Origin of the sequence: Arthrobacter ruber (assembly GCF_002954225.1) — a bacterium.
Classification (GTDB): domain Bacteria; phylum Actinomycetota; class Actinomycetes; order Actinomycetales; family Micrococcaceae; genus Arthrobacter_D; species Arthrobacter_D ruber.
In genome coordinates this window covers 166,780-189,743 of sequence record NZ_PPTH01000011.1, presented here as the reverse complement: position 1 = coordinate 189,743, position 22,964 = coordinate 166,780, and the positions used below count along the sequence as shown (strand labels likewise).

Sequence of the window (22,964 nt, the reverse complement as noted above, 5' to 3'; positions counted from 1 at the left end):
ACGGTGACTGAACTCGAACACCTCGTACCGGCCTGGCTGAACCTCCCGGAGGTCGCCGAGGCCCTCGGCCTCCCCATCACGCGCGTGCACTCGCTCATCAGCGAGAGGTCGCTCGTCAGCGTACGGATCGGGGAACGCAACATCCGCAGCGTCCCGGCCGACTTCCTCGCCGACGGAGCAGTCCTGGAGAGCCTCAAGGGGACGGTGCTCGTCCTCGCGGACTCCGGGTACGGCGACGAGGACATCATCCGCTGGCTCTACACCGAGGACGAATCCCTGCCGGGTCGTCCGATCGACGCCCTGCGTGAGGGGCGGAAGACGGAGATCCGGCGCCGTGCCCAGGCAGCCGCCTGGTAGGAGCGTGTGTCCGCCCGAGGCAGGGTGGACTCCGTCACCGCGTGATGCGGAACCGGGGCGTCCGGGGCATCAGGCGTTGCGCGTGACCGCCGCTTCCGCGAGCAGGTGGAGGGCGCGCCGGGAGACGGTATCGATCCCGAGCCGCTCCAGTGCCGCGAAGGCGTCCCCGGATTTCTGCGCGATGAGCTGCTCCGTGTGCACCAGGGCACCGCTGTCCACGATCAGGCCGCGCAGCATGGCGACGCCGTCGTCGTCGAGGGACGTGTCGCCGAGCATCGCATTGATCCTGGCGCGGGCCTCCCCGGAGCTCGCTTGAAGAGCGCGGGCGATCAGGAAGGTGCGCTTGCCCTCCCGGAGATCGTCCCCTGCCGGCTTGCCCGTCACCTCCGGATCGCCGAAGACGCCCAGCACGTCGTCGCGGAGCTGGAACGCCTCGCCCAGCGGCAGGGCGAACGCCGAGTAGGCCGCCAGTAGCCGGTCGTCAGCGCCCGCCAGGGCCCCGCCGAGCATGAGCGGACGCTCCATCGAGTACTTGGCGGACTTGAACCGGAGGATGTTCAGCGCGCGTTCCGCCGCGACCTCCGGCGTCTGGTCGGGCCCCACGGCCTCCTCCAGGAGGTCGAGGTACTGACCGGCCATGACCTCGGTCCGCATGCGGTTGAAGATCGTGCGGGCGGCGTCGCCCGTGGTGCCGGCGCAGGCCGCCGTGAAGAGCTCCTCGCTGAAGGCGAGGCAGAGATCGCCCGCCAGGATGGCCGCCGAGACCCCGAACCGCTCGGGGTCGAGGTGCCAGCCGGCGTCGGTGTGCCGCGCCGTGAACTGCCGGTGGACGCTGGGCCGTCCGCGCCGTGTGTCCGACCGGTCGATGATGTCGTCGTGGATCAGGGCGGCAGCCTGGAAGAACTCGAGCGCGGTCCCCGCGACCACCGGGGCAGGCGCCGTCGGCGACCCGCCGGCAGCCCGCCATCCCCAGTAGCAGAGCAGCGCCCGCATCCTCTTGCCGCCACTCGTCAGGGTCGCGATGCTCGAGAGGAGGGGCAGTGCTTCTCCCGAGATGCCCACCAGCACGTCGCGCTGCTCGGCGAGGAAGTCCTCGATGGTCCTGGTGAGCGAGGAGCGGAACCGGTCCTGCTCCTCGGAGATGGCATCGGGAACGAATCCGTCCTTCTCGGGTGTAGCGGGTGCGGACAGCATGGATCTCCCGGGCGGGTCGGCTGGACGTGGTGATCCCACTCTATCCGTCGGTCCGGACGTGCCCGCCGTGCCCCGTGCCTGCCTCGACGGCCGGAGTCGGTCGTCGAGGGGGCGCCGTCCCGGCTGCCCGCCCCGGCTGCCCGTCCCGGCGTCAGTGGCGCTGCGTACGATTGATGCGTGTCCAGGGATCAGGTCTCGCAGCGGGTCGAGCACGCGGAGTGCCGCATCCTGCACATCGACATGGATGCGTTCTACGTCTCCGTCGAACTCCTGGACCACCCCCACCTGCGCGGCGTCCCGGTGGTCGTCGGCTCTCCGTCCGGGCGGTCCGTGGTGCTCTCCGCCTCCTACGAGGCACGCCGGTTCGGCGTGCGGTCGGCGATGCCCATGAGTATCGCGATGCGGCGGTGCCCCACCGCGGTGATCCTGCCGCCCCACCATCGGCGGTACTCGGAGGTCTCCCGCGAGGTGATGAGGATCTTCCGCTCGGTGACACCCGAGGTCGAGCAGTTGAGCGTGGACGAGGCGTTCCTCGACATCGGCGGCTCCATGCGCCGGCTGGGCGGCCCGCGCGAGATCGGCGAGCAGATCCGCGCCGAGATCCAGTCGACGCTCGGCATCACCGCGAGCGTGGGAGCCGCGACCACGAAGTTCGTCGCCAAGATCGCTTCCACGCGTGCGAAGCCCGACGGACTGCTGCTCATCCCGGGGGATCAGACCGTCGCCTACCTCCACACCCTGCCGGTATCCGCGCTCTGGGGTGTCGGGGCCAAGACGCAGGAGGTCCTCGCGCGGATCGGCATCAGCACCGTCGAGGACGTCGCGCACACCCCGGTCCCGACGCTCAGGAAACTGCTCGGGTCCTCGGGGGAGCACGTCCATCACCTCGCCTGGGGTCGCGACCCCAGGCGGGTCGTGGTCGCCCGGCCTGAGAAGAGTATCGGCGCCGAGGAGACGTTCTCCCGCGACATCGACGACTCCGACGTCCTGCGGCGGGAGCTGCTGAGGCTCGCGCACCGCACGGCGACCCGGCTCCGTGCCTCGGGCCACCGTGCCGGGGGAGTCGCGCTGAAGCTGCGCTACGCCGACTTCACCACTCTGACGCGGTCCAAGAAGCTCGACGAGCCCGTGGACAGTGCCAATGCACTGTACGGAGCGGCGACGGCGCTGCTCACGGCGCTGGGGGACCGGCCCATGGCCGTCCGGCTGATCGGCCTGCGGGCGGAGTCCCTCGAGACGGGCGGGGACGGGTCCACGCAGCTCACCATCGACCGGCGGGACGACAACTGGCGGATCGCCGAGAGGGCACTGGACGACGTGAACAGGAAGTTCGGCGATGCGGGCGTGATGCCCGCCGGCCTCCTCCGCCCCAAGGGCCGGCAGCGGGTGGACGGAGAGACCCATCAGGGCGCCGAGGAGATGTCCACTGGGACGCCGGCTGCGACACCGCCGGCCGGGTACTCCCGCCGCCCGGCCGACCCCTCCGGGCCGCTTCCGGACCGGGCCGTCACGGACCCCCGGACAGCGCGCGAATGAACGGTACCCAGGGGTCGGGTAGCATCCCGCGGAGCGCATGAACAACACCACGTTGTGACTTTGCACCCATCAGGGAGCAAACTACTCTTTAAGCAGGCAGACACCTGCCGTCCAGCACTACTTTCCGCCATCCGGAACCAGCGGTCCACGGCACTCCTGCCGGGAACCGGAGCCGGGTGCGGGTCGTTGTCTGGGTAAAGGAACGTTGGTATCCACTTCAAGGAGGCGGTCATGGCACTCTCGGAACACGAGCAGAGGTTGCTTGATCAGCTCGAACAGCAATTACACGCCGACGATCCCAAATTCGCCCACTCGATGGCTTCGGACACGCGGAAATCGATGTCGACCCGGCGCCTGGTCATCGGGTCACTCATCACCATCGCAGGCATCCTGGTCCTCCTCGCGGGCATCGTCTACGCATTGACCATCGTCGGGGTGCTCGGCTTCCTGATCATGGGGGCCGGTGTCTACTTCGCGACCACGAAGTCCCGGCAGGTGGAGGCGGGCACAGCGCCCGGCAGGCCCGCGAAGACCCCGACCGGCGGGAAGAGCGGCTTCATGTCCGGCCTCGAGGACAAGTGGGACGAGCGCAAGCGCGACCAGAGCTAGACCGCTGCGTCACGATCCCGACGGATCTGCACAGCCCCTGGAAGAACCCGCCGCGGCGGGTTCTTCCCTTTTAACCGGTTGAACCGTTTCCAGGCGTCCGCGCATGCCCCGAACGATGTCTTCCTCCTCCATTTCCCTCCCCGGAGTCCGTGACCCGATGGGCTGCCGGGATCAAGGCGCCGGGGGGTCCCGGAGAGGCACAGGAATGGGCGCGCCACGGCGCGGATGCATTGACCGTGGAGAGTTGTGGAGTAAAGTGGGGAATATAAGAGCAAGGCAGCAACGAGCTGGGCTTGGCGGACTCAGAACAGGCGGTCAGGGATGTTCCTCGGAACTCACACCCCCCGCCTCGACGAAAAAGGCAGGCTGATTCTCCCTGCGAAATTCCGTGAGGAGTTGAGCGAGGGACTGGTCCTCACCAGGGGCCAGGAACGCTGTATCTACGTCTTCAGCATGAGTGAATTCGAGAGGGTTCACGAGCAGATGCGCGCGGCACCGATCTCGTCACGCCAGGCGAGGGACTACAACCGCATCTTCCTGTCGGGAGCCTCGGACGAGGTCCCCGACAAGCAGGGCAGGATCACCATCCCGCCGGCTCTGAGGACGTATGCAGGACTGGACCGGGAGCTCGCGGTGATCGGAGCGGGAAGCCGCGCCGAGATCTGGGCAGCGGATGCCTGGGACACCTACCTGACGGAGAAGGAGACGGCCTTCTCCGAAACGGATGAGAACGCCTTCCCGGGCATCATCTGAAATACGGCAGGACACGCACGACAGGCACGAAGAGCACGACGACGCAGCAAGTACTCGCGGATGGGCGAATCCTCTTGGATGAGATCTCCAGCCGCCGGACACGGTCCACCACCTGGCTCCACTTCCCCGGAGCCAGGCGATGACCCTCCGGCCGGATGGGGGTCTGATTCAAGAGAAGGACACCGCCTCCCGCCGGCCTGCAGCAACACACTGGGACGATCTACGGCGAGCTGCAGGAGGGAGTGGACGCATGGGCGGAGACCGGCCGACGGGTGACCGGCACGTCCCCGTCCTCCGCGACCGCTGTGTCTCACTCCTCGCCCCGGCCGTAGCCTCCGCCGAGGCCGCAGGGCGCCGCCCCGTCGTCGTCGACGCGACGCTGGGCATGGGCGGCCACTCCCAGACCATGCTGGAGCGCTTCCCCGCGGCCCACCTGGTGGGCATCGACCGCGACACCGAGGCGCTCGGCCTGGCCGGGGAGCGCCTCGCGGCCTTCGCCGACCGCACCGACCTGGTCCACGCCGTCTACGACGAACTGCCCGAGGTGCTGGACGACCTCGGGATCGAGGACGTCGACGGCGTGCTCTTCGACCTTGGCGTCTCCTCCCTGCAGCTCGACGAGCGCGATCGCGGCTTCGCCTACTCCTACGATGCGCCCCTGGACATGCGCATGGACACGAGCAGCGGCATCACGGCCGCCGAGGTCGTCAACACCTACGCCTCCGAGGACCTCCTGCGCATCATCCGCACCTGGGGCGAGGAGAAGTTCGCGGGGCGGATCGCCTCCGCGATCGTGACCGCACGGGAGGCCGAGCCCCTCCGGACGACCTCTCAGCTCGTCGACGTCATCCGCGGCGTGGTGCCGGCCTCCGCAGCCCGCACGGGGGGACACCCCGCCAAGAGGACCTTCCAGGCGCTGCGCATCGAGGTCAACCAGGAGCTGTCCGTGCTGGAGCGCGCGGTCCCGGCGGCCGTCGACTCCGTCGTCCTGGGCGGCAGGGTCGTCGCGATGTCCTACCACTCCCTCGAGGACCGCATCGTGAAGAGCGCCTTCACCGCGGGTACGAGGTCCTCGGCACCCGTCGGCTTCCCGGTGGAGCTCGAGGAGCACAAGGCGTACCTCCGTTCGCTCACGCGCGGCACGGAAGCGCCGACGGCAGCGGAGATCGAGGAGAACCCACGCGCGGCATCCGCCAAGCTGCGCGCGGTCGAACGCATCAAGGCAGCACCCGTCGACAGGAAGACCAGATGAGCCAGGTATTGACTGCTGAGAAGCGCCACCGCGCCACTGCCTACGCCGGACACGGCGCTCTCGCCGTCGCCCCGGAGCGGCTGACCGGGAGCGCCCCGGGTGCCGTTGCCCCGCAGCCGAGACCTCGCACGCCGCTCTCCGTGGTGCCCGCGCGCCCGGCCCGGCGGCGCGTGCCCTTCGCGGTCTTCATCCTGCTCGTGCTCGGTGCGGCACTTGCGGCCGTGCTCATGCTCAACATCTCCGTCTCCGGCACCCAGTACGAACTCGTCCAGCTCCGGAACCAGCAGGTGGCGCTGAGCCAGCAGAACGAGGCCCTCGTGCTCGAGATCGAGGGCAAGGAAGCCCCCCAGAACCTCGCGGCCGCTGCGACGAAGCTCGGCATGGTCTCCTCCCCGACATTCGGGACCATCGACCTGGAGACGAAGAGGATGACGGGCACGCCGGAGCCCGCGAAGGAAGGGCCCAAGCCCGGGGCGCTCATCGCAGCCCCCCGACTGGACACGGTGCAGCCGGCGCCGGCCGCCGTCGCTTCCCCTCCGGTCGCCGAGGAGCCGGCGGCCGACGCGGGCGAGGCCCCTTCCGTGGCCGACGGCGATACCGGTGCCGCTGCTGCAGGCGGCGGGACGGACAGCTCGGCCTCGGGCACCATCCCGGCCCCCGAGCAGCTCGGATCCGACCGCTAGCGGGGCGACACGCCGACGACTGCCGCATCCCGCACAGCACCTGACGATCGACAAGGATTCCTCCGTGACCCCTGCACGCTCCGGCAGCCCAGACAGCCTCCGCCTGGCCCTCGGCTCGACCCGGCTCCGCGTGGGGCTGGCCTTCGTCCTGATCCTGCTGCTGGTCCTCGGCGTACGCCTGTTCCAGCTGCAGGCGCTCGACCTCAACGGGATGGCGCAGGCCGGACTGTCCAAGCGGCTCACCTCCACCGAGGTGCAGCCCGTCAGAGGTTCGCTCGTCGACAAGAACGGGAAGTACTTCGCCCGCAGCGTCGAGCGCTACGACATCGTGGTGGACCAGCGGCTCAGCGCCGTCGAACAGTTCAGCCGCACCGTGGAGGACCCGGAGGAGGAGAACGGCGTCCGGCGCGAGACCGACGTGCCGATCGAGCAGGGCTTCACCGAACTGTCGGCGATCCTCGGCATCGACGCCGCTACCCTCGAGGAAGCGATCCTGGGTGAGGCGACCTTCAACTACGTCGCGAAGTCCGTCACACCCGAGGTCAAGAACCGCGTCATGGCCGTCGGCTTCCCCGGCGTCTACGCCGACGAGACGAGCGTCCGGACCTACCCCGCAGGCCCCGTGGCGGGATCGGTGATCGGGTTCGTGTCCGCCAACGGTGAGCCCCAGGAGGGCCTAGAGTACTCCCTCAATGACGCTCTGGAGGGCACGCCCGGCCGGCGGACGTTCGAGATCGGCGGGGACGGCATCCGCATCCCCTACGCCACCAACGAGGACATCCCGGCGGTGGACGGACAGGACGTCCGGCTCACCATCGACCAGGACCTGCAGTGGTTCGCGCAGCAGACCATCGCCTCCCAGGTGAAGGACTACAAGGCGGAATGGGGCAACATCGTGGTCGTCGAGACCGCGACCGGTGCGATCCGCGCCATGGCCGAGTCCACGACGCCGGACCCCAACGACCCGACGGCGACCCCTCCCGAGCAGCGTCGCCCCAACTCCCTGAGCGCGTCCTTCGAGCCGGGCTCGACGACGAAGGTCATCACGCTGGCTGCCGCGCTGGAGGAGGGACTGATCGAGCCCACGTCGAAGTTCACGCTCGAGAACCGCTACACCGTGGACGACCAGACCTTCAAGGACTCCTCCGAGCACGGCACCGAGCACCGCACCGCGGCGGGCATCCTGGCCAAATCCATGAACACGGGCACCGTCCAGATCGGCGAGAAGCTGACCAAGCAGGAACGCTACGACTGGCTGAAGAAGTTCGGGATCGGGGAGCCCCTCGGGACTGGCATGAACGAGGAGAACCAGGGGCTGCTCACTACGCCGGACAAGTGGGACGACCGCCAGCAGTACACCGTGCTGTTCGGCCAGGGCCTCACACAGACGGCCCTCCACACCGCCATGGTCTACCAGACGATCGCGAACGACGGCGTCCGCCTTCAGCCACGGCTCATCGACGCCTACATCGACCCCGACGGCACCGAGCACGTGGTACCGCAGGCCGAGGGCACGGAGGTGGTCTCCGAGGGCACCGCCGCCGAGATGCGCAAGATGCTCGAGACCGTGACCCAGGAGGGCTCCGGCAAGTCCGGGGAGCTCGAGCAGTACCGGGTCGGCTCCAAGACGGGAACCGCCGAGGCGCCGAGCCCGTCCGGAGGCTACGACGGCTACACTCTGTCCTACGCCGGGATCGCACCGATCGAGGACCCGAAGTACGTCGTCGTCATCACGCTGCAGAGGCCCAAGGGCGATCTCTACTACCTGATCCCCGGCGAGTCCTTCCAGAAGGTCATGAAGCAGGTCCTGAACGCCGACAACGTCCCGGCCTCGACCACCAAACCGGACATCTACCCGGTCGAATACTGACCCGGAGGCCAGAACACCGTGCAATCGAACACGCCGCAGGGGAGCGCCGCTGCCCTGATGCGGCCGCATGCCCCGCACCCGGTCAGCCTGTCGGCGGCCCTCGCCGCCATCGGCGCACCTGCCGGTCCGACCGTCCCGGTGGATCTCCCCACCGTCACCGGCATCACCCTCGACTCGCGGGCGGTCCTGCCCGGCGACGTGTACGCCGCGCTACCGGGGGCCACGCGGCACGGCGCCGACTTCGCCGACCAGGCCCTCCGCGCCGGAGCACTCGCCGTCCTGACGGACGCCGCCGGCGCCCGCATCATCGAGGACCGGGCCGCGGCCTCGGGCGCGGACCTCCCCCCGGTCGTCGTCGTCCCGGACCCCCGACGTGCCGTGGGCCCCCTCGCCCGGGTCCTCTTCGACAGCCAGCCCGACGACGCTCCGGCACCCACGCTCTTCGGCATCACGGGCACGAACGGCAAGACGACCTCGACCTACTTCCTCAACGCCCTCCTGGAGGCGCTCGGGCACTCCACCGGACTAATCGGCACGATCGAGATCCGGGCGGGCCGCGAGGCCATCCCCAGTGCGCTGACCACGCCCGAATCCCCGCAGGTGCACGGTCTCCTCGCCCTGATGCGCGAGCGCGGCCTCGGTGCGGCCTCCATGGAGGTGTCCTCCCACGCGCTCGAGTTCGGGCGGGTGGACGGCGTACGCTTCGACGTCGCGGGCTTCACCAACCTCACCCAGGACCATCTCGACCTCCACGGCACCATGGAGGACTACTACGCGGTCAAGGCATCGCTCTTCACGCCGGCGCGCTGCCGCCGGGCCGTCGTCATCGTCGACGACCCCTGGGGACGCAGGCTTGCCGCGTCCGCGGAGGTGCCCGTCCTGACACTCCGCACCGACCCCGCGCCCGATCCCGCGCCCGACGGCGGGACGGCGGCCGACTGGACCGTCACGGACGTCGAGCCCAGCGGGCTCGGGCACGGTTTCGTGCTGCGGTCGCCGACGGGGGAGCGCTTGCGGATCCGCAGCGGCCTGCCCGGGACGTTCAACATCTCCAACGCCGCCCTGGCGACCGTCATGGTCCTGGCCTCGGGAGTCCCGCTGGCGGATCTCCAGCGCGCCCTCGACGCCGCCGACCCCTTCACCACCGAGGTCCCCGGCCGCATGCAGCTCGTCGGCGAGGAGCCGGCCGCGATCGTCGACTTCGCCCACAACCCCGATGCCCTCGAGCGCACGCTCGGCTCGGTCCGCAGGCCCGGCGGCCGCGTCATCGCGGTGTTCGGCGCCACCGGACAGCGGGACGAGTCGAAGCGCCCCGTCATGGGCGCCGTCGGCGCACGCCTGTCCGACATCCTCATCGTCACCGACGACGACCCCCACGACGAGGACGACGCCGTCATCCGCCGCGCGGTGCGTGAGGGCGCAGAGGCGGCCGTCCGGGACGAGGGACTCGCGTGCGAGGTGCTGGAGGTCTTCCCGCGCGCCGAGGCGATCGACCGCGCCGTCGCCCTCGCCCGTGCCGCGGACACCGTCATCATCGCGGGCCGCGGACACGAGGTCTGGCAGGAAGTGAAGGGCGTCAATCTGTCCCTCGACGACCGCGTGGAGCTACGGTCCGCGTTGACAAGGCACGGATTCTCTGGGCTTTCCCCGGCCGGGATAGAGTCCTGAACCGTCATGATTGAATTCAGCGCAGCCGAGATCGCGGCACTCACCGGCGGAGCCCTCATCGGGGCCGATCCCGCCCTCACCGTCACCTCCGCAGCCACCGATTCCCGGGAGAGCGGCCCCGGCTCGCTCTTCGTCGCCAAGCCCGGCGAGGAGTCCGACGGGCACCTCTTCGTCGGCGCCGCCTTCGAGCGCGGCGCCGTCCTCGCCCTGGCCGAGCGTGAGGTGACCGGACCCGACGGCGTGCCGTTCGCGTCCGTCGTCGTACCCGACGCCGTCCTCGCCATGGGCGCGCTGGCCGCCGAGACCGTCCGCCGCCTGCGGGCCAACGGCGAGCTGACGGTCATCGGGATCACCGGCTCCGCGGGCAAGACCACCACGAAGGACCTGCTGGCCGGCGTCCTCGCGGCGAAGGGACCCACCGTGGCGCCCCGCGGCTCCTACAACGGCGAGGTCGGCGTGCCCCTGACCGTCTTCGAGGCGGACTGGGACACCCGGTACCTCGTCATCGAGATGGGGGCCACCAAGCCCGGCCACATCGCCTACCTCGCCTCGCTCGTGCAGCCGGACGTCGGCGTCGTCCTCGGCGTCGGCTCCGCCCACGCCGGTGAGTTCGGCGGCGTGGAGAACATCGCCCGCGCCAAGGGCGAGCTCTTCGAGGCCCTCACCCCCGGCGGCACCGCAGTGGCCAACGCCGACGACGAACGCGTCCTCGCCATGCAGGGCCGCACCCGTGCAGGCGTGGCCTTCTTCACGGCGTCGGACGACTTCACGGCGGACGGCGCGCCCGTGGTGCGGGCACGGAACAGCACGACGACGGCCGACGGCAACCCGTCCTTCACCCTCCGCTTCCCCGACGGCAGCGAGCACGACATCGTCTCCCCGCTGCTCGGGCTCCACCACACCACGAACCTGCTGGCCGCCGCGACCGTCGCCTACGAGGTCGGCTGCGCTCCCGCGGACATCGCGTCGAGCCTGCGTACCCAGGGGGCCGCGAGTCGCTGGCGGATGGAACGCACCGAGCGGGCCGACGGCGTGACCGTCATCAACGACGCCTACAACGCCAACCCCGAGTCGATGCGTGCTGCCCTCCGGACCCTCGCCGAGCTCGGACGTTCCGGACACCGGCGGACATGGGCGGTGCTCGGCGAGATGCTGGAGCTGGGCGACCGCTCCATCGAGGAGCACGACCTCCTCGGCCGCGTCGCGGTCCGGCTCAACATCTCCAAGCTCGTCTGCGTGGGACCGAACACGCGGGCCCTGTTCAACGGCGCCGTGCTCGAGGGCTCGTGGGGGAGTGAGGCCGTGCACGTGGACGACGTCGCGGCGGCGGAGCGGATGCTCGCGGCCGAACTCGCGCCCGGCGACATCGTGCTCCTCAAGTCCTCCAACGGCGCGGGACTGCGCTTCCTCGGCGACCGCATCGCCCGGCCCGACCCGTCCGGTACCCCGCAGGAGCAGGATTCCCCGGTATTCATCGAGGCGGACGGACCCGACGCCTCCGGAAAGGCCCAGCAGCCGTGATAGCACTCCTCATAGGCTCGGCCTCGGCACTGTTCTTCGCCTTCGTCGGCACGCCCCTGTTCATCAGGCTCCTGGTCAACAAGGGGTACGGCCAGTTCATCCGCGACGACGGACCCACGGCGCACCACACCAAGCGCGGCACGCCCACCATGGGCGGGGCCGTGATCGTGGGGTCGGTGCTGCTCGCGTACTTCCTGACGCACCTGCTGATGATGGCCGTCGGCTCCCCGGTGGGCGGGCCCAGCGCCTCAGGCCTGCTGCTGCTCTTCCTGGCCGCGGGCATGGGGCTCGTGGGCTTCGCGGACGACTACATCAAGATCTCCAAGCAGCGCAGCCTCGGCCTCAGCGCCCCCGCCAAGATGATCGGGCAGACCGCCGTCGGCGTGGTCTTCGGCGTCCTCGCCCTCCAGTTCCCGAACGCCGAGGGGCGGACCCCGGCGTCGACGGCCGTGTCCTTCATCCGTGACACGCCGATCGACTTCGCATTCGCCGGGACGGTCCTCGGTGCCATCCTCTTCGTGATCTGGTCGAACCTCATCATCACCGGCGCCAGCAACGGAGTGAACCTCGCCGACGGGCTGGACGGCCTCGCGGCGGGTGCCTCCATCCTGGTGTTCGGCGCCTACATGCTCATCGGCATCTGGCAGAGCAACCAGAGCTGCGGCTCACCCGGTGCCGGGAGCGTCTGCTACGAGGTACGCGATCCGCTGGACCTGGCCCTGATCGCCGGATCCATGTGCGGCGCGCTGGTGGGCTTCCTGTGGTGGAACACCTCACCCGCGAAGATCTTCATGGGTGACACCGGCTCGCTGGCGATCGGCGGCGCCATCGCAGGGTTCGCCATCCTGTCCCGCACGGAGCTGCTCCTGGTGATCCTGGCCGGACTCTTCGTGGTCATCACGCTGTCGGTGATCATCCAGGTCGGGTACTTCAAGCTCTCCGGCGGCAAGCGCGTCTTCAAGATGGCGCCGCTGCAGCACCACTTCGAACTCAAGGGCTGGGCCGAGGTCACGGTGGTGGTCCGGTTCTGGATCGTCGCCGGGCTCTTCGTCGCTGTGGCCCTCGGGATCTTCTACGCGGAATGGGTCGTGGGATGAGCGCACCGGACGGAACCACCCCTGTCGAGACCCCGCGCCTGAGCGGACTCACCACGTGGGACGCCGACTGGGCCGGTCTGCGGGTCGTCGTCGCCGGCATCGGTGCCTCGGGCTTCTCCGCCGCGGACACGCTGATCGAGCTGGGCGCCGTCGTCGTCGTCGTCGATGCCGGCGACACGGAGGAGAACCGGGCGAAGGCGGACACCCTGCGGATCGTCGGTGCCCGCGACGTCCTGCTCGGTGCCGACCACGCCGCCGCGCTCCCGCCCGTCGACGGCGGGCAGGCCGAGCTCGTGGTGACCTCGCCCGGCTGGCGCCCCACCCAGCCGCTGCTCGCGGAGGCCGCGGCCACCGGCGTGCCGATCTGGGGCGACGTCGAACTGGCCTGGCGCGTGCGCGAGCGCCGGGGACGTCCCACGGCCGAGTGGCTCACCATCACCGGGACCAACGGCAAGACCACGACGGTGGGCCTCACCGAGTCGATGCTCCTGGCCGCCGGCAAGCGGGCCGTGGCGGCGGGCAACGTCGGGACGCCGATCCTCGACGTCATCCGCGACCCGCAGGGCTACGACTTCCTCGCGGTCGAGCTGTCCAGCTTCCAGCTGCACTGGGCCCACTCCATCTCGCCCCTGGCGAGCGTCTGCCTCAACATCGCCGAGGACCACGTGGACTGGCACGGCAGCTACGAGGCGTACCGCGCGGCCAAGGCTTCGGTCTACGAGCGGACGAGGATCGCCTGCGTCTACAACGTGGAGCAGCGGGAGACGGAGGCCATGGTCGAGGACGCCGACGTCATCGAGGGCTGCCGGGCTGTGGGCTTCACCACCGGCATGCCGTCGATCAGCATGGTGGGCGTGGTCGAGGACCTGCTCGTGGACCGCGCCTTCATCGAGCAGCGCAAGGACTCCGCCGCCGAACTCGCCTCCATCGGGGAACTCGGCGAGGTGGTCCCTCGTCACCTGGTCGCCAATGCGCTGGCGGCGGCGGCCCTCGTGCGCGCCGCCGGCATCCCGGCGGCGGCGGTCCGTGACGGCATCCGCGCCTTCCAGCCAGGGGACCACCGCATTCAGGTGGTCGCCAACGAGGCGGGGGTGCTGTGGATCAACGACTCGAAGGCCACCAACCCCCACGCGGCCTCGGCGTCCCTCGCGTCGTTCTCCTCCGTCGTCTGGATCGCGGGAGGCCTGTCCAAGGGCGTGTCCTACGACGAGATCGTCAAGGACCACGCCGCGAGACTCCGGGCCGTGATCCTGCTCGGCGCCGACCCGGCGCCGCTGCAGGACGCGCTCGCCCGACACGCGCCCGATGTCCCGGTGTCACTCCACCCCGAGCCCCAGACTGGTCGGGGGCACGACGGCGGATCGACCGATCCGGCAACCGGGGAGGCCCTGATGCAGTGGGCCGTCGCCGAGGCGGCACGTCTGGCCCGTGAGGGCGACACCGTGCTCATGGCACCGGCCGCCGCATCGATGGACCAGTTCTCCTCCTATGCACACCGCGGCTCCGCCTTCATGGCCGCCGTCGGGGCACGCGGCCAGGGGACAACCGCGAAGGAGTCGTGATGGCCACGCCAACCCGTCCAGGAGGACGCAAGCCCTCCGTCCGGCCGGCACGGAGCACGGAGGCGGCGCGGCCTGCGAGCCCGTCCGGTCCGGTGCACCCGCGCGTACCCGCCAGTCCGGCAGTCAAGGCGCACACCGTCCGGGCCGGTGCGACGACGGCGACGGCGCCGGTAGCCCAGCCCGAGGAGCAGCCTGCGAAGGGTCTCCGAGCGCGGCTGCGGCGCGGCTGGATGCTCCTCGAGGGGTCGGACCGCACGCCCTCGGGATCGAGTTACTACCTCATCCTCGGTGCCGCGCTGGCACTCACGGCCATCGGCCTCATGATGGTCCTCTCCGCGTCCTCCGTGGAGGCGATCTCCGAGGGCAAGGAACGCTTCGACCTCTTCCTCAAGCAGTCCGTCTGGGCCGGCATCGGGATCGTCCTGATGTTCGTCCTCTCCCGGCTCGGGCCCCGCGCCTACAAGGCACTGGCCTGGCCCGGCCTCGTCATCGCGATCGTGCTGCTGGTCCTCGTCCTCGTGATCGGCGAGGAGATCAACGGCAACAAGAACTGGATCATGATCGGCGGCCAGTCCTTCCAGCCCTCCGAACCGGCGAAGCTCGCGCTGGCCCTGTGGTTCGCCACCGTGCTCGAGCGCAAGAAGGCCTTGATCAGGGACTGGAAGCACGCGATGATCCCTGCCCTGCCGTTCGGCGGCCTGCCGATCGGGCTCGTGCTCATCGGCGGCGACCTCGGCACCGGCCTGGTGCTGATGATGATCGCCGGAGCCGCGCTGTTCTTCGCGGGGGCACCGATGAAGCTGTTCACCCTCGCGGGCCTCGCGGCGCTGGCCGGCTCCCTCCTGATGGTCGCCACCAGCTCCAACCGCGGCGGGCGCGTCAGTGCCTGGCTGCGTCTGAACTGCGACGACGGCGCCGACCTGTGCCTGCAGTCCGACAACGGGCTGTTCGCCATGGCCTCCGGAGGCTGGTTCGGGGTGGGTGTGGGCCAGAGCCGCCAGAAGTGGAACTGGATCCCCGAGGCGCACAACGACTTCATCTTCGCGATCATCGGCGAGGAGTTCGGGCTGCTCGGCACCCTCGTGGTGGTCCTGCTCTTCGGCATCCTGGCCGTCGCCACCATCCGGGTGGCGCTGCGCTACACCGATCCCTTCGTACGGATCCTGATGGGCTCGATCCTCGTCTGGCTCATCGGCCAGGCCTTCGTCAACGTCGGCATGGTCACCGGGCTGCTCCCCGTCATCGGGGTGCCGCTGCCCTTCATCTCCTACGGAGGGTCCGCCCTCACCTTCACGCTCGCCGCCGTGGGCGTCCTGCTGTCCTTCGCCCGCAAGACGCCGCACGCGCCCGACGCGGATGCGGCGGCCACTCCGACGTCCTCCACCTCCAGAAGAGAACCCACCCCTTCATGACGCACCCCTCTCCACCCGCACGCCCCGTGTCGGTCGTCCTCGCCGGTGGCGGCACGGCCGGCCACATCAGCCCCCTGCTCGCGATCGCCGGGGCGATCCTCGAGGAGCGACCCGGCTCCCGCATCACCGCCGTCGGCACCGAGGCCGGGATGGAGACGCGCCTCGTGCCGGCCGCCGGCTTCGACCTCCGGACCATCGACCGCGTACCCATGCCGCGCCGCCCGTCGATCGACCTCGTCAAGCTCCCGGTGCGCCTCGTCAGGGCTGTCCGCCAGGCACGCGCCATCGTGGCGGACGCCGCGGCCGACGTCGTCGTGGGGGTGGGCGGCTACGTCTCCACGCCCGTCTACCTCGCCGCCTGGACGCAGCGCGTGCCCGTGGTGATCCACGAGGCGAACGCCCACCCCGGCATGGCAAACAGGGTGGGTGCGCGCATCGCGTCGCGCGTCGCGGTCGCCTTCGGGGGCACGGGACTGGCCGACGCGGTGCTGGTGGGCATGCCCATGCGCAGGAGCATCGCGGGCCTCGACCGCGCAGCCGCCCGCGCGGACGCGAGGGCGTCCCTCGGGCTCGACCCGGAGCGCCCCACGGTCATCGTGACCGGCGGGTCCTCCGGTGCTGCGAGCCTGAACCGCGCCGTCGCCGCCGCCGTCCCCGACCTGACCGCGGCAGGCGTGCAGGTCCTCCACATCACCGGACGCGGCAAGCAGGTGGCCGGGGGCGACGGCGCACCCCTCGCCGTCGCCGGCTACCACCAGGTCGAGTTCGTGGACGGCATGGAGCGCGTGTACGCCGCCGCCGACCTCCTCATCGCCCGCGCCGGTGCCGCCACCGTCAGCGAGATCAGCGCCGTGGGCCTCCCCGCCGTGCTCGTCCCGCTGCCCCACGGCAACGGCGAGCAGCGGCACAACGCGGTGGGCCTGGTCGCCGCCGGCGGAGCCCTCCAGGTCGAGGACGCCGCCTTCACTCCCGCCTGGATCCTCGAGAACGTCCTGGCGCTGGCCACGGACCCCGGACGGCTGCACGCCATGTCCGCGGCCTCCTACGCGCAGGGCGTGCGCGACGCGGACCGGCGGATGGCCGAGCTGGTCCTCGACGCAGCGCAGGGAGCGCGATGAACGCCGGACGCGCGCCCCTGGGCGGCCACCCGGCCCCGCCGGCGCAGCACACGCCGGGGACCCACCCCGGCGCTCCGGCGGAACCCGCCGTACTGCGCGAACCCGTGCACTTCATCGGCCTGGGCGGCGCGGGCATGTCCGCCGTCGCGCGGGTCCTCCTCGGGCAGGGGCTGCGCGTGTCGGGGTCCGACGCCGCCGACTCGAAGGGTCTCCGCGCCCTGGCGGCCCTCGGCGCGGAGGTGCACGTGGGCCACACGGCCGGGGCCGTGCCCGACGACGGGACCGTCGTCGTCTCCTCGGCGATCCGCGAGGCTAACCCCGAACTCGCCGAGGCACGGCGGCGCGGATTGCCCGTCCTGCACCGCTCACAGGCGCTGGCGGCGGCGATGAACGGACAGCAGGCGATCGCGGTCGCCGGGACGCACGGGAAGACCACGACGACGGCGATGATCACGGTCCTGCTCCGCGAGGCCGGGCTCGATCCGTCCTTCGCGATCGGTGGTGACGTCGCGGCACTCGGCGTCAACGCGGAATGGACCGGCAGCGGTGTCTTCGTCGCCGAGGCGGACGAGTCCGACGGCTCCTTCCTCAACTACACGCCGCGGATCGCCGTGGTCACCAATGCCGAGGCGGACCACCTCGACCACTACGGCACCGCCGACGCCGTCCACGCCGCCTTCCGCGCCTTCGCGCAGCGCCTGCCCGAGGACGGCCTGCTCGTGGCCTGCGCGGACGACCCGGGTGCCGCGGCCCTGGCGGCAGGTGTCGGGGAGCCGCGCCGGGTCCGCACCTACGGCTACGCGGAGACCGCCGACCTCCGGATCAGTGCCACGAGGGCCGTGGGCAGCACCACGAACAGCGTGCTCTCCTTTCTGGTCGACGGCCTGGACGCCGAGCAGGAGCTGCAGCTGGGCGTCCCCGGCCGCCACAACATCCTCAATGCCGCCGCGGCCTTCGCCGTAGCACTGGAACTCGGCGTCGATCCCGCGGTCGCGGCCACGGGGCTGGCGCTGTTCTCCGGTGCGGCACGCCGGTTCGAGGCACGCGGCGAGGGCGACGGCGTCCGCGTGTTCGACGACTACGCCCACCACCCCACGGAGGTACAGGCCGCCCTGACGGCAGCCCGGACCGTGGCAGGGGAGCACCGCGTGCACGTCCTCTTCCAGCCGCACCTCTTCTCGCGCACCCGCGAGTTCGCCACCGGTTTCGCGGACGCGCTCTCGCTCGCCGACACCGCGACGGTGCTGCCGGTCTACGCGGCTCGGGAGGACCCCGTCGACGACGTCGGGGGCTGGACGATCACCGACCTCATGTCCGGAGGCTCGTACATCGAGGACCCCGACGCTGCGCTGCACACCGTCACGGCCCAGGCGCGACCGGGGGACATCATCCTCACCATCGGGGCAGGCGACGTCACGCAGTACGGCGTCCGGCTCGTCACGCTGCTGCGGGAGCGCGCCTCGGGAGCGGGGCCGTCGGAGGCCCGCGGATGACGCCGAGGAAGCCGCCCGCCACGCGGGCCGTCCGGACCTCCGCTGTCCCGAGTGGCACGGCCTCGCCGCCGGACCGGCGCGCGGCCGGTGCCTCGTCGGCGGGAACGGTCCTCGAGTTCCCGACGCCGCGGAAGTCCCACAGGCTGCGGAACACCCTCCTCGCGCTCGTGGCGCTGGCGCTGGTCCTCGGAGGCGTGGTGGCCTACGCCGTGTTCTCGCCGGCCCTGGCCCTGCGGACCGTGGTGGTCGAGGGCAACGTACTGGTGTCCACGCAGGAGGTGGACACCGCCCTCGCCCCGTTGATCGGGACGTCGCTGACCAGGATCTCGGCCGGACAGGTCCGCGGGCTGCTGGCGACGAAGGCCCCTATCGAGGACGTCGACATCGCGGCGGAGCCGCCCTCCACGCTCGTGGTGACGGTCCGGGAACGCGTGCCCGTCGCGGTCCTGCAGAACGGGCAGGAGTTCGTGCTGATCGATTCCGAGGGCCGGCAGCTCGCCAGCGTGGCCCAGCGGGACGAGGTCAAGCTCCCGCTGATCGACGGCGGGACCAATGCCGTCAACTCGGAGGTGTTCTCCTCGATCACCGCCGTCCTGGCCGAGCTGCCCGTCGGCGTCCTGTCGCGGCTGAACCATGCCTCGGCGTCGAGCGTCGACTCCATCCGCCTGTCCCTCTCGGGGGACCAGAGGATCTTCTGGGGCAGCTCCGAGCGCAGCGCGGAAAAGGCCCGGGTCCTGGAAGCGCTGCTGGCCATGCCGGCCGGTGATCCGCCCGTGCGCGAGTTCGATGTCAGCACCCCGGACCGGCCGGTCACCCGGTGAGGCAGGCGGCGGGAGGAACGGCCCACGAGCGGGGCGGACGCCGCGGAGGGGGAGCGCAGTATGACCCCTCGAGGACGGCGCGAACGGGCAGGACACGGCCGACACGCCCGACACACAACGCCCGGTCTTTGCAACGCGGGACATATACACCTAGCGTCGAACATAGAAGTTACCTGACATAACGTTAACTCTCAACCTGAACGTTAACGTTTTTTCACATGAAGGTTCACGCCGAAACCTCGGCGGCCCCCGTACAGCACACAGATTCGAACAAGGGACACAGGACGTGGCAGCACCTCAGAATTACTTGGCCGTCATCAAGGTCGTCGGCATCGGCGGCGGCGGCGTCAATGCCGTCAACCGGATGATCGAGGTCGGGCTCCGCGGCGTGGAGTTCATCGCGATCAACACGGACGCCCAGGCGCTGCTCATGAGTGACGCCGACGTCAAGCTCGACGTCGGACGCGAGCTCACGCGCGGCCTCGGCGCAGGAGCGGACCCCGAGGTCGGTCGCCGCGCCGCCGAGGACCACTCGGAGGAGATCGAGGAGGTCCTGCGCGGGGCCGACATGGTCTTCGTGACCGCCGGCGAGGGTGGCGGGACCGGGACCGGCGGCGCACCCGTCGTGGCGCGCATCGCACGCTCCCTGGGCGCCCTGACCATCGGCGTGGTCACGCGCCCCTTCACGTTCGAGGGCCGGCGCCGCTCCAACCAGGCCGAGAGCGGCATCGACACGCTGCGCGAGGAGGTCGACACCCTCATCGTCATCCCCAACGACCGCCTGCTGTCCATCAGCGACCGCAACGTCTCGATGCTCGACGCGTTCCGCTCGGCCGACCAGGTGCTGCTCTCCGGTGTCCAGGGCATCACGGACCTCATCACCACACCGGGCCTGATCAACCTCGACTTCGCCGACGTGAAGTCCGTCATGCAGGGCGCCGGCTCGGCCCTCATGGGCATCGGCTCCGCCCGCGGCGAGGACCGGGCCGTCAAGGCGGCGGAACTGGCCATCGCATCGCCGCTCCTCGAGGCGTCGATCGACGGCGCCCACGGCGTCCTGCTGTCGATCCAGGGCGGCTCGGACCTCGGCCTCTTCGAGATCAACGAGGCCGCCCGCCTCGTCCAGGAGGTCGCGCACCCGGAGGCGAACATCATCTTCGGTGCCGTCATCGACGATGCGCTCGGCGACGAGGCACGGGTGACGGTCATCGCTGCCGGTTTCGACCAGGTCGACGCCACCTCGCAGCCCGCCGCCGCCGCTGCACCCGCATCGCGTCCCGCCGTGGCCCCGAGCGTCGGCAGCGACCACCAGCGTGTACCGGCGACCGCCGGCCTCGGCGCCTGGTCGCAGCAGCGCGCGCAGAACATGCAGGCCGTACCCGCCGACTCCGGCTTCGACGTCGACCTCCCCGCGATCGTGGAGCCCGACCTCTCGGCCGGCCGTTCGGACGACCTCGACGTACCCGACTTCCTGAAGTAGTCGGTGCACGCTGCCGCGGGTCCCGGACAGGACTCCCCGTTCTACTGGAACGAGGAGGTCCGTCCGGGGCTCCGGGTCGCCTTCACCTCGGCGGCCGCGGGTAACCTCGCGCTGCACGTCGGGGACGACGCGGACGGGGTCCGCGGCAACCGTCGGCGGCTCGAGGCGTCCATGGGGATCCCCTCGGGATCGCTGCGCTTCATGAGCCAGACGCACTCCGACCGCGTGGCCGTCCTCGGATCCACCGTTCCCACCGCCGGCACGGTGGAGGACCATCCCGGCCCGCCGGACGCCGACGGCATGGTGTCCCGCACCGGGACGCACCCGCTCGCGGTCCTGGTGGCCGACTGCGTGCCGATCGTCCTCGCCGACGCGTCGGTCACGGACGGCGGGACGGGCGCGACGGCGGTCGTGCATGCCGGCCGCGCAGGCGTCGGCAACGGGATCGTCACCAAGGCGACGACCGCGCTCAGGAACCAGGGCGCCGGGAACCTCACGGCGTGGATCGGGCCGTCGGTCTGCGGATCCTGCTACGAGGTACCCGAGGACATGATGCTCGCCATGGCGCAGTCCCTGCCCGAGGCCGCATCGCGGACGCCCAGCGGGAGGCCTGCCCTGGACCTGCCGGCGGCGGTCCGACGTCAGCTCGACGACGCGGGCGTGGTGGTGGGGCAGCTGTCCGGTGCCGGAGCGCCCTGCACCCTGGAGAACGCGGGACTCTACTCCCACCGTCGCGCCCCGGGAGCCGGCCGCATCGCCGGACTGGTCTGGCGGACGTGAGTGTCGACGGGGGAGGCGCCGCACCCGATCAGGACCGGGTCCGAGATCTCGCCGGCAGGCTCGATGCGGTCCGTGCCCGGATCACCGCAGCCGCGGCGGCGGCCCGGCGGAGCGAACCGGAGCTGATCGTCGTCACCAAGTACTTCCCGGCGTCCGATGCGCGGATCCTCGCCGGGCTCGGGGTCACCGACCTGGGCGAGAACCGGGACCAGGAGGCCGCCGCGAAGGCCACCGAGCTCGAGGACCTGGACGTGCGGTGGCACTTCATCGGACAGCTGCAGACCAACAAGGCCAGATCGGTGGTCAGGTACGCCTCCAGCGTGCACTCGGTGGACCGCGCTCCGCTCGTCGCGGCGCTCGGGAAGGCGATGGGCACAGAACAGGCACGGCGGACGGCGGAGGGGCTGCCCCCGCGCGGGGACCTCGCGTGCTACCTGCAGTTCACGCTCGATCCCGGTGCCACGTCGGGCCGGGGCGGTGCCCTCCCCGAGGAGGCGGCCGGGCTGGCCACCGCCGTCGCAGGAACGACCGGACTGCGCCTCGCCGGCGTCATGGCGGTCGCACCGCTCGGCGCGGAGCCGGCCGACGCATTCGCGCAGCTGCTGCGGATCGCCGCCGTCGTGCAGGCCGTGGACCCCTCGGCGACGGGCATCTCCGCCGGCATGAGCGGCGATCTCGAGGCCGCCGTCGCCGCCGGTGCGACACACCTGCGGATCGGTTCTGATGTCCTCGGTCCGCGTCCGGCCGTGGGGTAGCCTCTGAGCTGGAACGGCGGCACCACGGGCAGCCGGACCGGTGGGTGCGCTTCGTGCGGCCCACCCCCCGGAACCCCCCAATCCACTCTCTCTCAGAACAGGAGTCACCATGGCTGGCGCACTGCGCAAGACGATGATCTACCTTGGGCTCGCCGATGGTGATGAGCACTACGAGCCCGAAACGAAGAGCGCGCACAGCAGGAACGAGGACTATTCAGTGGATTACGACCGCGACGAACGCCACCTCGAGCCGGCCCCCGCCGTGACCCGGGTGGCCCCCGCCGAGGAGTACCGTGCACCCGTGACACCCATCAAGCGTGCGCCGTCGTCGCGTGAGGACTCCGCGGCCCTGCGCCAGATCACCACGATCCACCCACGCTCCTACAACGACGCCAAGCTCATCGGTGAGAGCTTCCGGGACGGTATCCCCGTGATCATGAACGTCACCGACATGGGCGAGGCCGACGCGAAGCGGCTCGTCGACTTCTCGGCCGGCCTCGTCTTCGGTCTGCACGGCAGCATCGAGCGGGTCACCAATAAGGTGTTCCTGCTCTCGCCGTCGTATATTGAAGTCCTCGGCGAGGACCTGAAGGCGAGCGAGGCGCAGACCAGCTTCTTCAACCAGAGCTGACCGGCGCGGCCACGACGGTCGCCGACCCTCCGATGGCCCGAAGGACTGGAACTGCTCCGTGAGTTTGGTATTCGCCCTGATCTACCTGGTACTGATGCTGTTCCAGCTCGCCCTGATCCTGCGGATCGTCTACGACGCCGTGCAGGGCTTCGCGCGGGACTGGCGTCCCCAGAAGTCGGCGCTGGTCCTCGCCTCCGGCGTCTACTCGGTGACCGACCCGCCCATCAATGCCCTCCGCCGGCTGATCCCGCCGCTCCGACTGGGTGGCGTGCAGCTCGATCTCGCCTTCTTGGTGCTGTTCATCGTCGTGCTCATCCTGATGTCCGTGTCCGAAGGGCTCGCGCGATAGCCACCGAGTCCGTTTCGGAATGA

The 22,964-nt window shown here is 70.6% G+C and carries 21 protein-coding genes; 20 read left to right on the top strand and 1 reads right to left on the bottom strand.

The features are described from left to right. The first annotated feature begins 3 nt into the window (after window positions 1-3). A complete protein-coding gene (locus CI785_RS02755; RefSeq protein WP_205753546.1) occupies window positions 4-357 on the top strand; it encodes an Rv2175c family DNA-binding protein in 354 nt (117 codons plus the stop codon). A gap of 69 nt (window positions 358-426) precedes the next feature. Here CI785_RS02755 and CI785_RS02750 read toward each other — a convergent pair whose 3' ends face one another. Beyond that, entirely contained in the window at window positions 427-1,551 is a 1,125-nt protein-coding gene (locus CI785_RS02750) for a polyprenyl synthetase family protein (RefSeq protein ID WP_105030555.1), read from the bottom strand. Between the two features lie 177 nt (window positions 1,552-1,728). On the opposite strand from CI785_RS02750, the gene dinB reads away from it, so the two are divergent. The 19 genes from dinB to CI785_RS02655 all read left to right on the top strand — a co-directional run bounded on the left by dinB (window position 1,729) and on the right by CI785_RS02655 (window position 22,941). Further along, complete coding sequence (gene dinB, locus CI785_RS02745; protein WP_276307999.1) at window positions 1,729-3,087, top strand: DNA polymerase IV; 1,359 nt, start codon at window positions 1,729-1,731, stop codon at window positions 3,085-3,087. A 231-nt stretch (window positions 3,088-3,318) separates the two neighbouring features. Next, window positions 3,319-3,696, top strand: coding sequence for a DUF3040 domain-containing protein (locus CI785_RS02740; RefSeq protein WP_105030554.1), 378 nt, complete (start codon window positions 3,319-3,321; stop codon window positions 3,694-3,696). 321 nt (window positions 3,697-4,017) lie between these two features. Further along, a complete protein-coding gene (mraZ, locus tag CI785_RS02735; protein WP_105030553.1) occupies window positions 4,018-4,449 on the top strand; it encodes a division/cell wall cluster transcriptional repressor MraZ in 432 nt (143 codons plus the stop codon). 250 nt (window positions 4,450-4,699) lie between these two features. Then, entirely contained in the window at window positions 4,700-5,701 is a 1,002-nt protein-coding gene (rsmH, locus tag CI785_RS02730) for a 16S rRNA (cytosine(1402)-N(4))-methyltransferase RsmH (protein ID WP_105030552.1), read from the top strand. Next, entirely contained in the window at window positions 5,698-6,384 is a 687-nt protein-coding gene (gene ftsL / locus CI785_RS02725) for a cell division protein FtsL (RefSeq protein WP_105030551.1), read from the top strand. The genes rsmH and ftsL overlap by 4 nt, the downstream gene beginning before the upstream one ends. A 64-nt stretch (window positions 6,385-6,448) precedes the next feature. Next, window positions 6,449-8,254, top strand: a complete 1,806-nt coding sequence (locus tag CI785_RS02720) for a peptidoglycan D,D-transpeptidase FtsI family protein (protein ID WP_240614964.1) — start codon at window positions 6,449-6,451, stop codon at window positions 8,252-8,254. Window positions 8,255-8,311: 57 nt separating this feature from the next. Then, window positions 8,312-9,922 carry a UDP-N-acetylmuramoyl-L-alanyl-D-glutamate--2,6-diaminopimelate ligase gene (locus tag CI785_RS02715; RefSeq protein ID WP_105030550.1) on the top strand — a complete coding sequence of 537 codons (1,611 nt, stop codon included), beginning with the start codon at window positions 8,312-8,314 and terminating at the stop codon, window positions 9,920-9,922. 6 nt (window positions 9,923-9,928) lie between these two features. Next, window positions 9,929-11,443, top strand: a complete 1,515-nt coding sequence (locus CI785_RS02710) for a UDP-N-acetylmuramoyl-tripeptide--D-alanyl-D-alanine ligase (protein ID WP_105030549.1) — start codon at window positions 9,929-9,931, stop codon at window positions 11,441-11,443. After that, on the top strand, window positions 11,440-12,540 hold the full coding sequence (gene mraY / locus CI785_RS02705; protein WP_105030548.1) for a phospho-N-acetylmuramoyl-pentapeptide-transferase: 1,101 nt from the start codon (window positions 11,440-11,442) through the stop codon (window positions 12,538-12,540). The genes CI785_RS02710 and mraY overlap by 4 nt, the downstream gene beginning before the upstream one ends. Continuing rightward, window positions 12,537-14,102: a UDP-N-acetylmuramoyl-L-alanine--D-glutamate ligase gene (gene murD, locus CI785_RS02700; protein WP_105030547.1), complete on the top strand. Its 1,566-nt coding sequence runs from the start codon at window positions 12,537-12,539 to the stop codon at window positions 14,100-14,102. The genes mraY and murD overlap by 4 nt, the downstream gene beginning before the upstream one ends. Next, window positions 14,102-15,514 (top strand): putative lipid II flippase FtsW, encoded by a 1,413-nt coding sequence (gene ftsW / locus CI785_RS02695; protein WP_105030546.1) that lies wholly within the window; start codon window positions 14,102-14,104, stop codon window positions 15,512-15,514. Before murD ends, ftsW begins: the two co-directional genes overlap by 1 nt. Then, complete coding sequence (gene murG, locus CI785_RS02690; RefSeq protein WP_105030545.1) at window positions 15,511-16,632, top strand: undecaprenyldiphospho-muramoylpentapeptide beta-N-acetylglucosaminyltransferase; 1,122 nt, start codon at window positions 15,511-15,513, stop codon at window positions 16,630-16,632. The genes ftsW and murG overlap by 4 nt, the downstream gene beginning before the upstream one ends. Beyond that, window positions 16,629-18,125, top strand: coding sequence for a UDP-N-acetylmuramate--L-alanine ligase (gene murC, locus CI785_RS02685; protein WP_105030544.1), 1,497 nt, complete (start codon window positions 16,629-16,631; stop codon window positions 18,123-18,125). Before murG ends, murC begins: the two co-directional genes overlap by 4 nt. After that, on the top strand, window positions 18,122-18,946 hold the full coding sequence (locus CI785_RS02680; protein WP_105030543.1) for a cell division protein FtsQ/DivIB: 825 nt from the start codon (window positions 18,122-18,124) through the stop codon (window positions 18,944-18,946). Before murC ends, CI785_RS02680 begins: the two co-directional genes overlap by 4 nt. Before the next feature lie 286 nt (window positions 18,947-19,232). Further along, entirely contained in the window at window positions 19,233-20,426 is a 1,194-nt protein-coding gene (gene ftsZ / locus CI785_RS02675; protein WP_105030542.1) for a cell division protein FtsZ, read from the top strand. 3 nt (window positions 20,427-20,429) lie between these two features. After that, window positions 20,430-21,206, top strand: a complete 777-nt coding sequence (locus tag CI785_RS02670) for a purine nucleoside phosphorylase YfiH/LACC1 family protein (RefSeq protein WP_105030541.1) — start codon at window positions 20,430-20,432, stop codon at window positions 21,204-21,206. Continuing rightward, window positions 21,203-21,961 carry a YggS family pyridoxal phosphate-dependent enzyme gene (locus tag CI785_RS02665; protein ID WP_420808207.1) on the top strand — a complete coding sequence of 253 codons (759 nt, stop codon included), beginning with the start codon at window positions 21,203-21,205 and terminating at the stop codon, window positions 21,959-21,961. The genes CI785_RS02670 and CI785_RS02665 overlap by 4 nt, the downstream gene beginning before the upstream one ends. Before the next feature lie 109 nt (window positions 21,962-22,070). Continuing rightward, complete coding sequence (locus CI785_RS02660; RefSeq protein WP_105030540.1) at window positions 22,071-22,592, top strand: cell division protein SepF; 522 nt, start codon at window positions 22,071-22,073, stop codon at window positions 22,590-22,592. Window positions 22,593-22,650: 58 nt separating this feature from the next. Continuing rightward, window positions 22,651-22,941, top strand: a complete 291-nt coding sequence (locus CI785_RS02655; protein ID WP_105030539.1) for a YggT family protein — start codon at window positions 22,651-22,653, stop codon at window positions 22,939-22,941. Window positions 22,942-22,964 lie beyond the last annotated feature (23 nt).

Coding starts and splice junctions, on each gene's coding strand:
- CI785_RS02715 (WP_105030550.1), top strand. CDS start 8,312: ATGCGGCCGCATGCCCCGCACCCGGTCAGCCTGTCGGCGGCCCTCGCC.
- ftsW (WP_105030546.1), top strand. CDS start 14,102: ATGGCCACGCCAACCCGTCCAGGAGGACGCAAGCCCTCCGTCCGGCCG.
- ftsL (WP_105030551.1), top strand. CDS start 5,698: ATGAGCCAGGTATTGACTGCTGAGAAGCGCCACCGCGCCACTGCCTAC.
- CI785_RS02660 (WP_105030540.1), top strand. CDS start 22,071: ATGGCTGGCGCACTGCGCAAGACGATGATCTACCTTGGGCTCGCCGAT.
- mraZ (WP_105030553.1), top strand. CDS start 4,018: ATGTTCCTCGGAACTCACACCCCCCGCCTCGACGAAAAAGGCAGGCTG.
- CI785_RS02710 (WP_105030549.1), top strand. CDS start 9,929: ATGATTGAATTCAGCGCAGCCGAGATCGCGGCACTCACCGGCGGAGCC.
- murC (WP_105030544.1), top strand. CDS start 16,629: ATGAACGCCGGACGCGCGCCCCTGGGCGGCCACCCGGCCCCGCCGGCG.
- rsmH (WP_105030552.1), top strand. CDS start 4,700: ATGGGCGGAGACCGGCCGACGGGTGACCGGCACGTCCCCGTCCTCCGC.
- CI785_RS02750 (WP_105030555.1), bottom strand. CDS start 1,551: ATGCTGTCCGCACCCGCTACACCCGAGAAGGACGGATTCGTTCCCGAT.
- murD (WP_105030547.1), top strand. CDS start 12,537: ATGAGCGCACCGGACGGAACCACCCCTGTCGAGACCCCGCGCCTGAGC.
- CI785_RS02740 (WP_105030554.1), top strand. CDS start 3,319: ATGGCACTCTCGGAACACGAGCAGAGGTTGCTTGATCAGCTCGAACAG.
- murG (WP_105030545.1), top strand. CDS start 15,511: ATGACGCACCCCTCTCCACCCGCACGCCCCGTGTCGGTCGTCCTCGCC.
- CI785_RS02680 (WP_105030543.1), top strand. CDS start 18,122: ATGACGCCGAGGAAGCCGCCCGCCACGCGGGCCGTCCGGACCTCCGCT.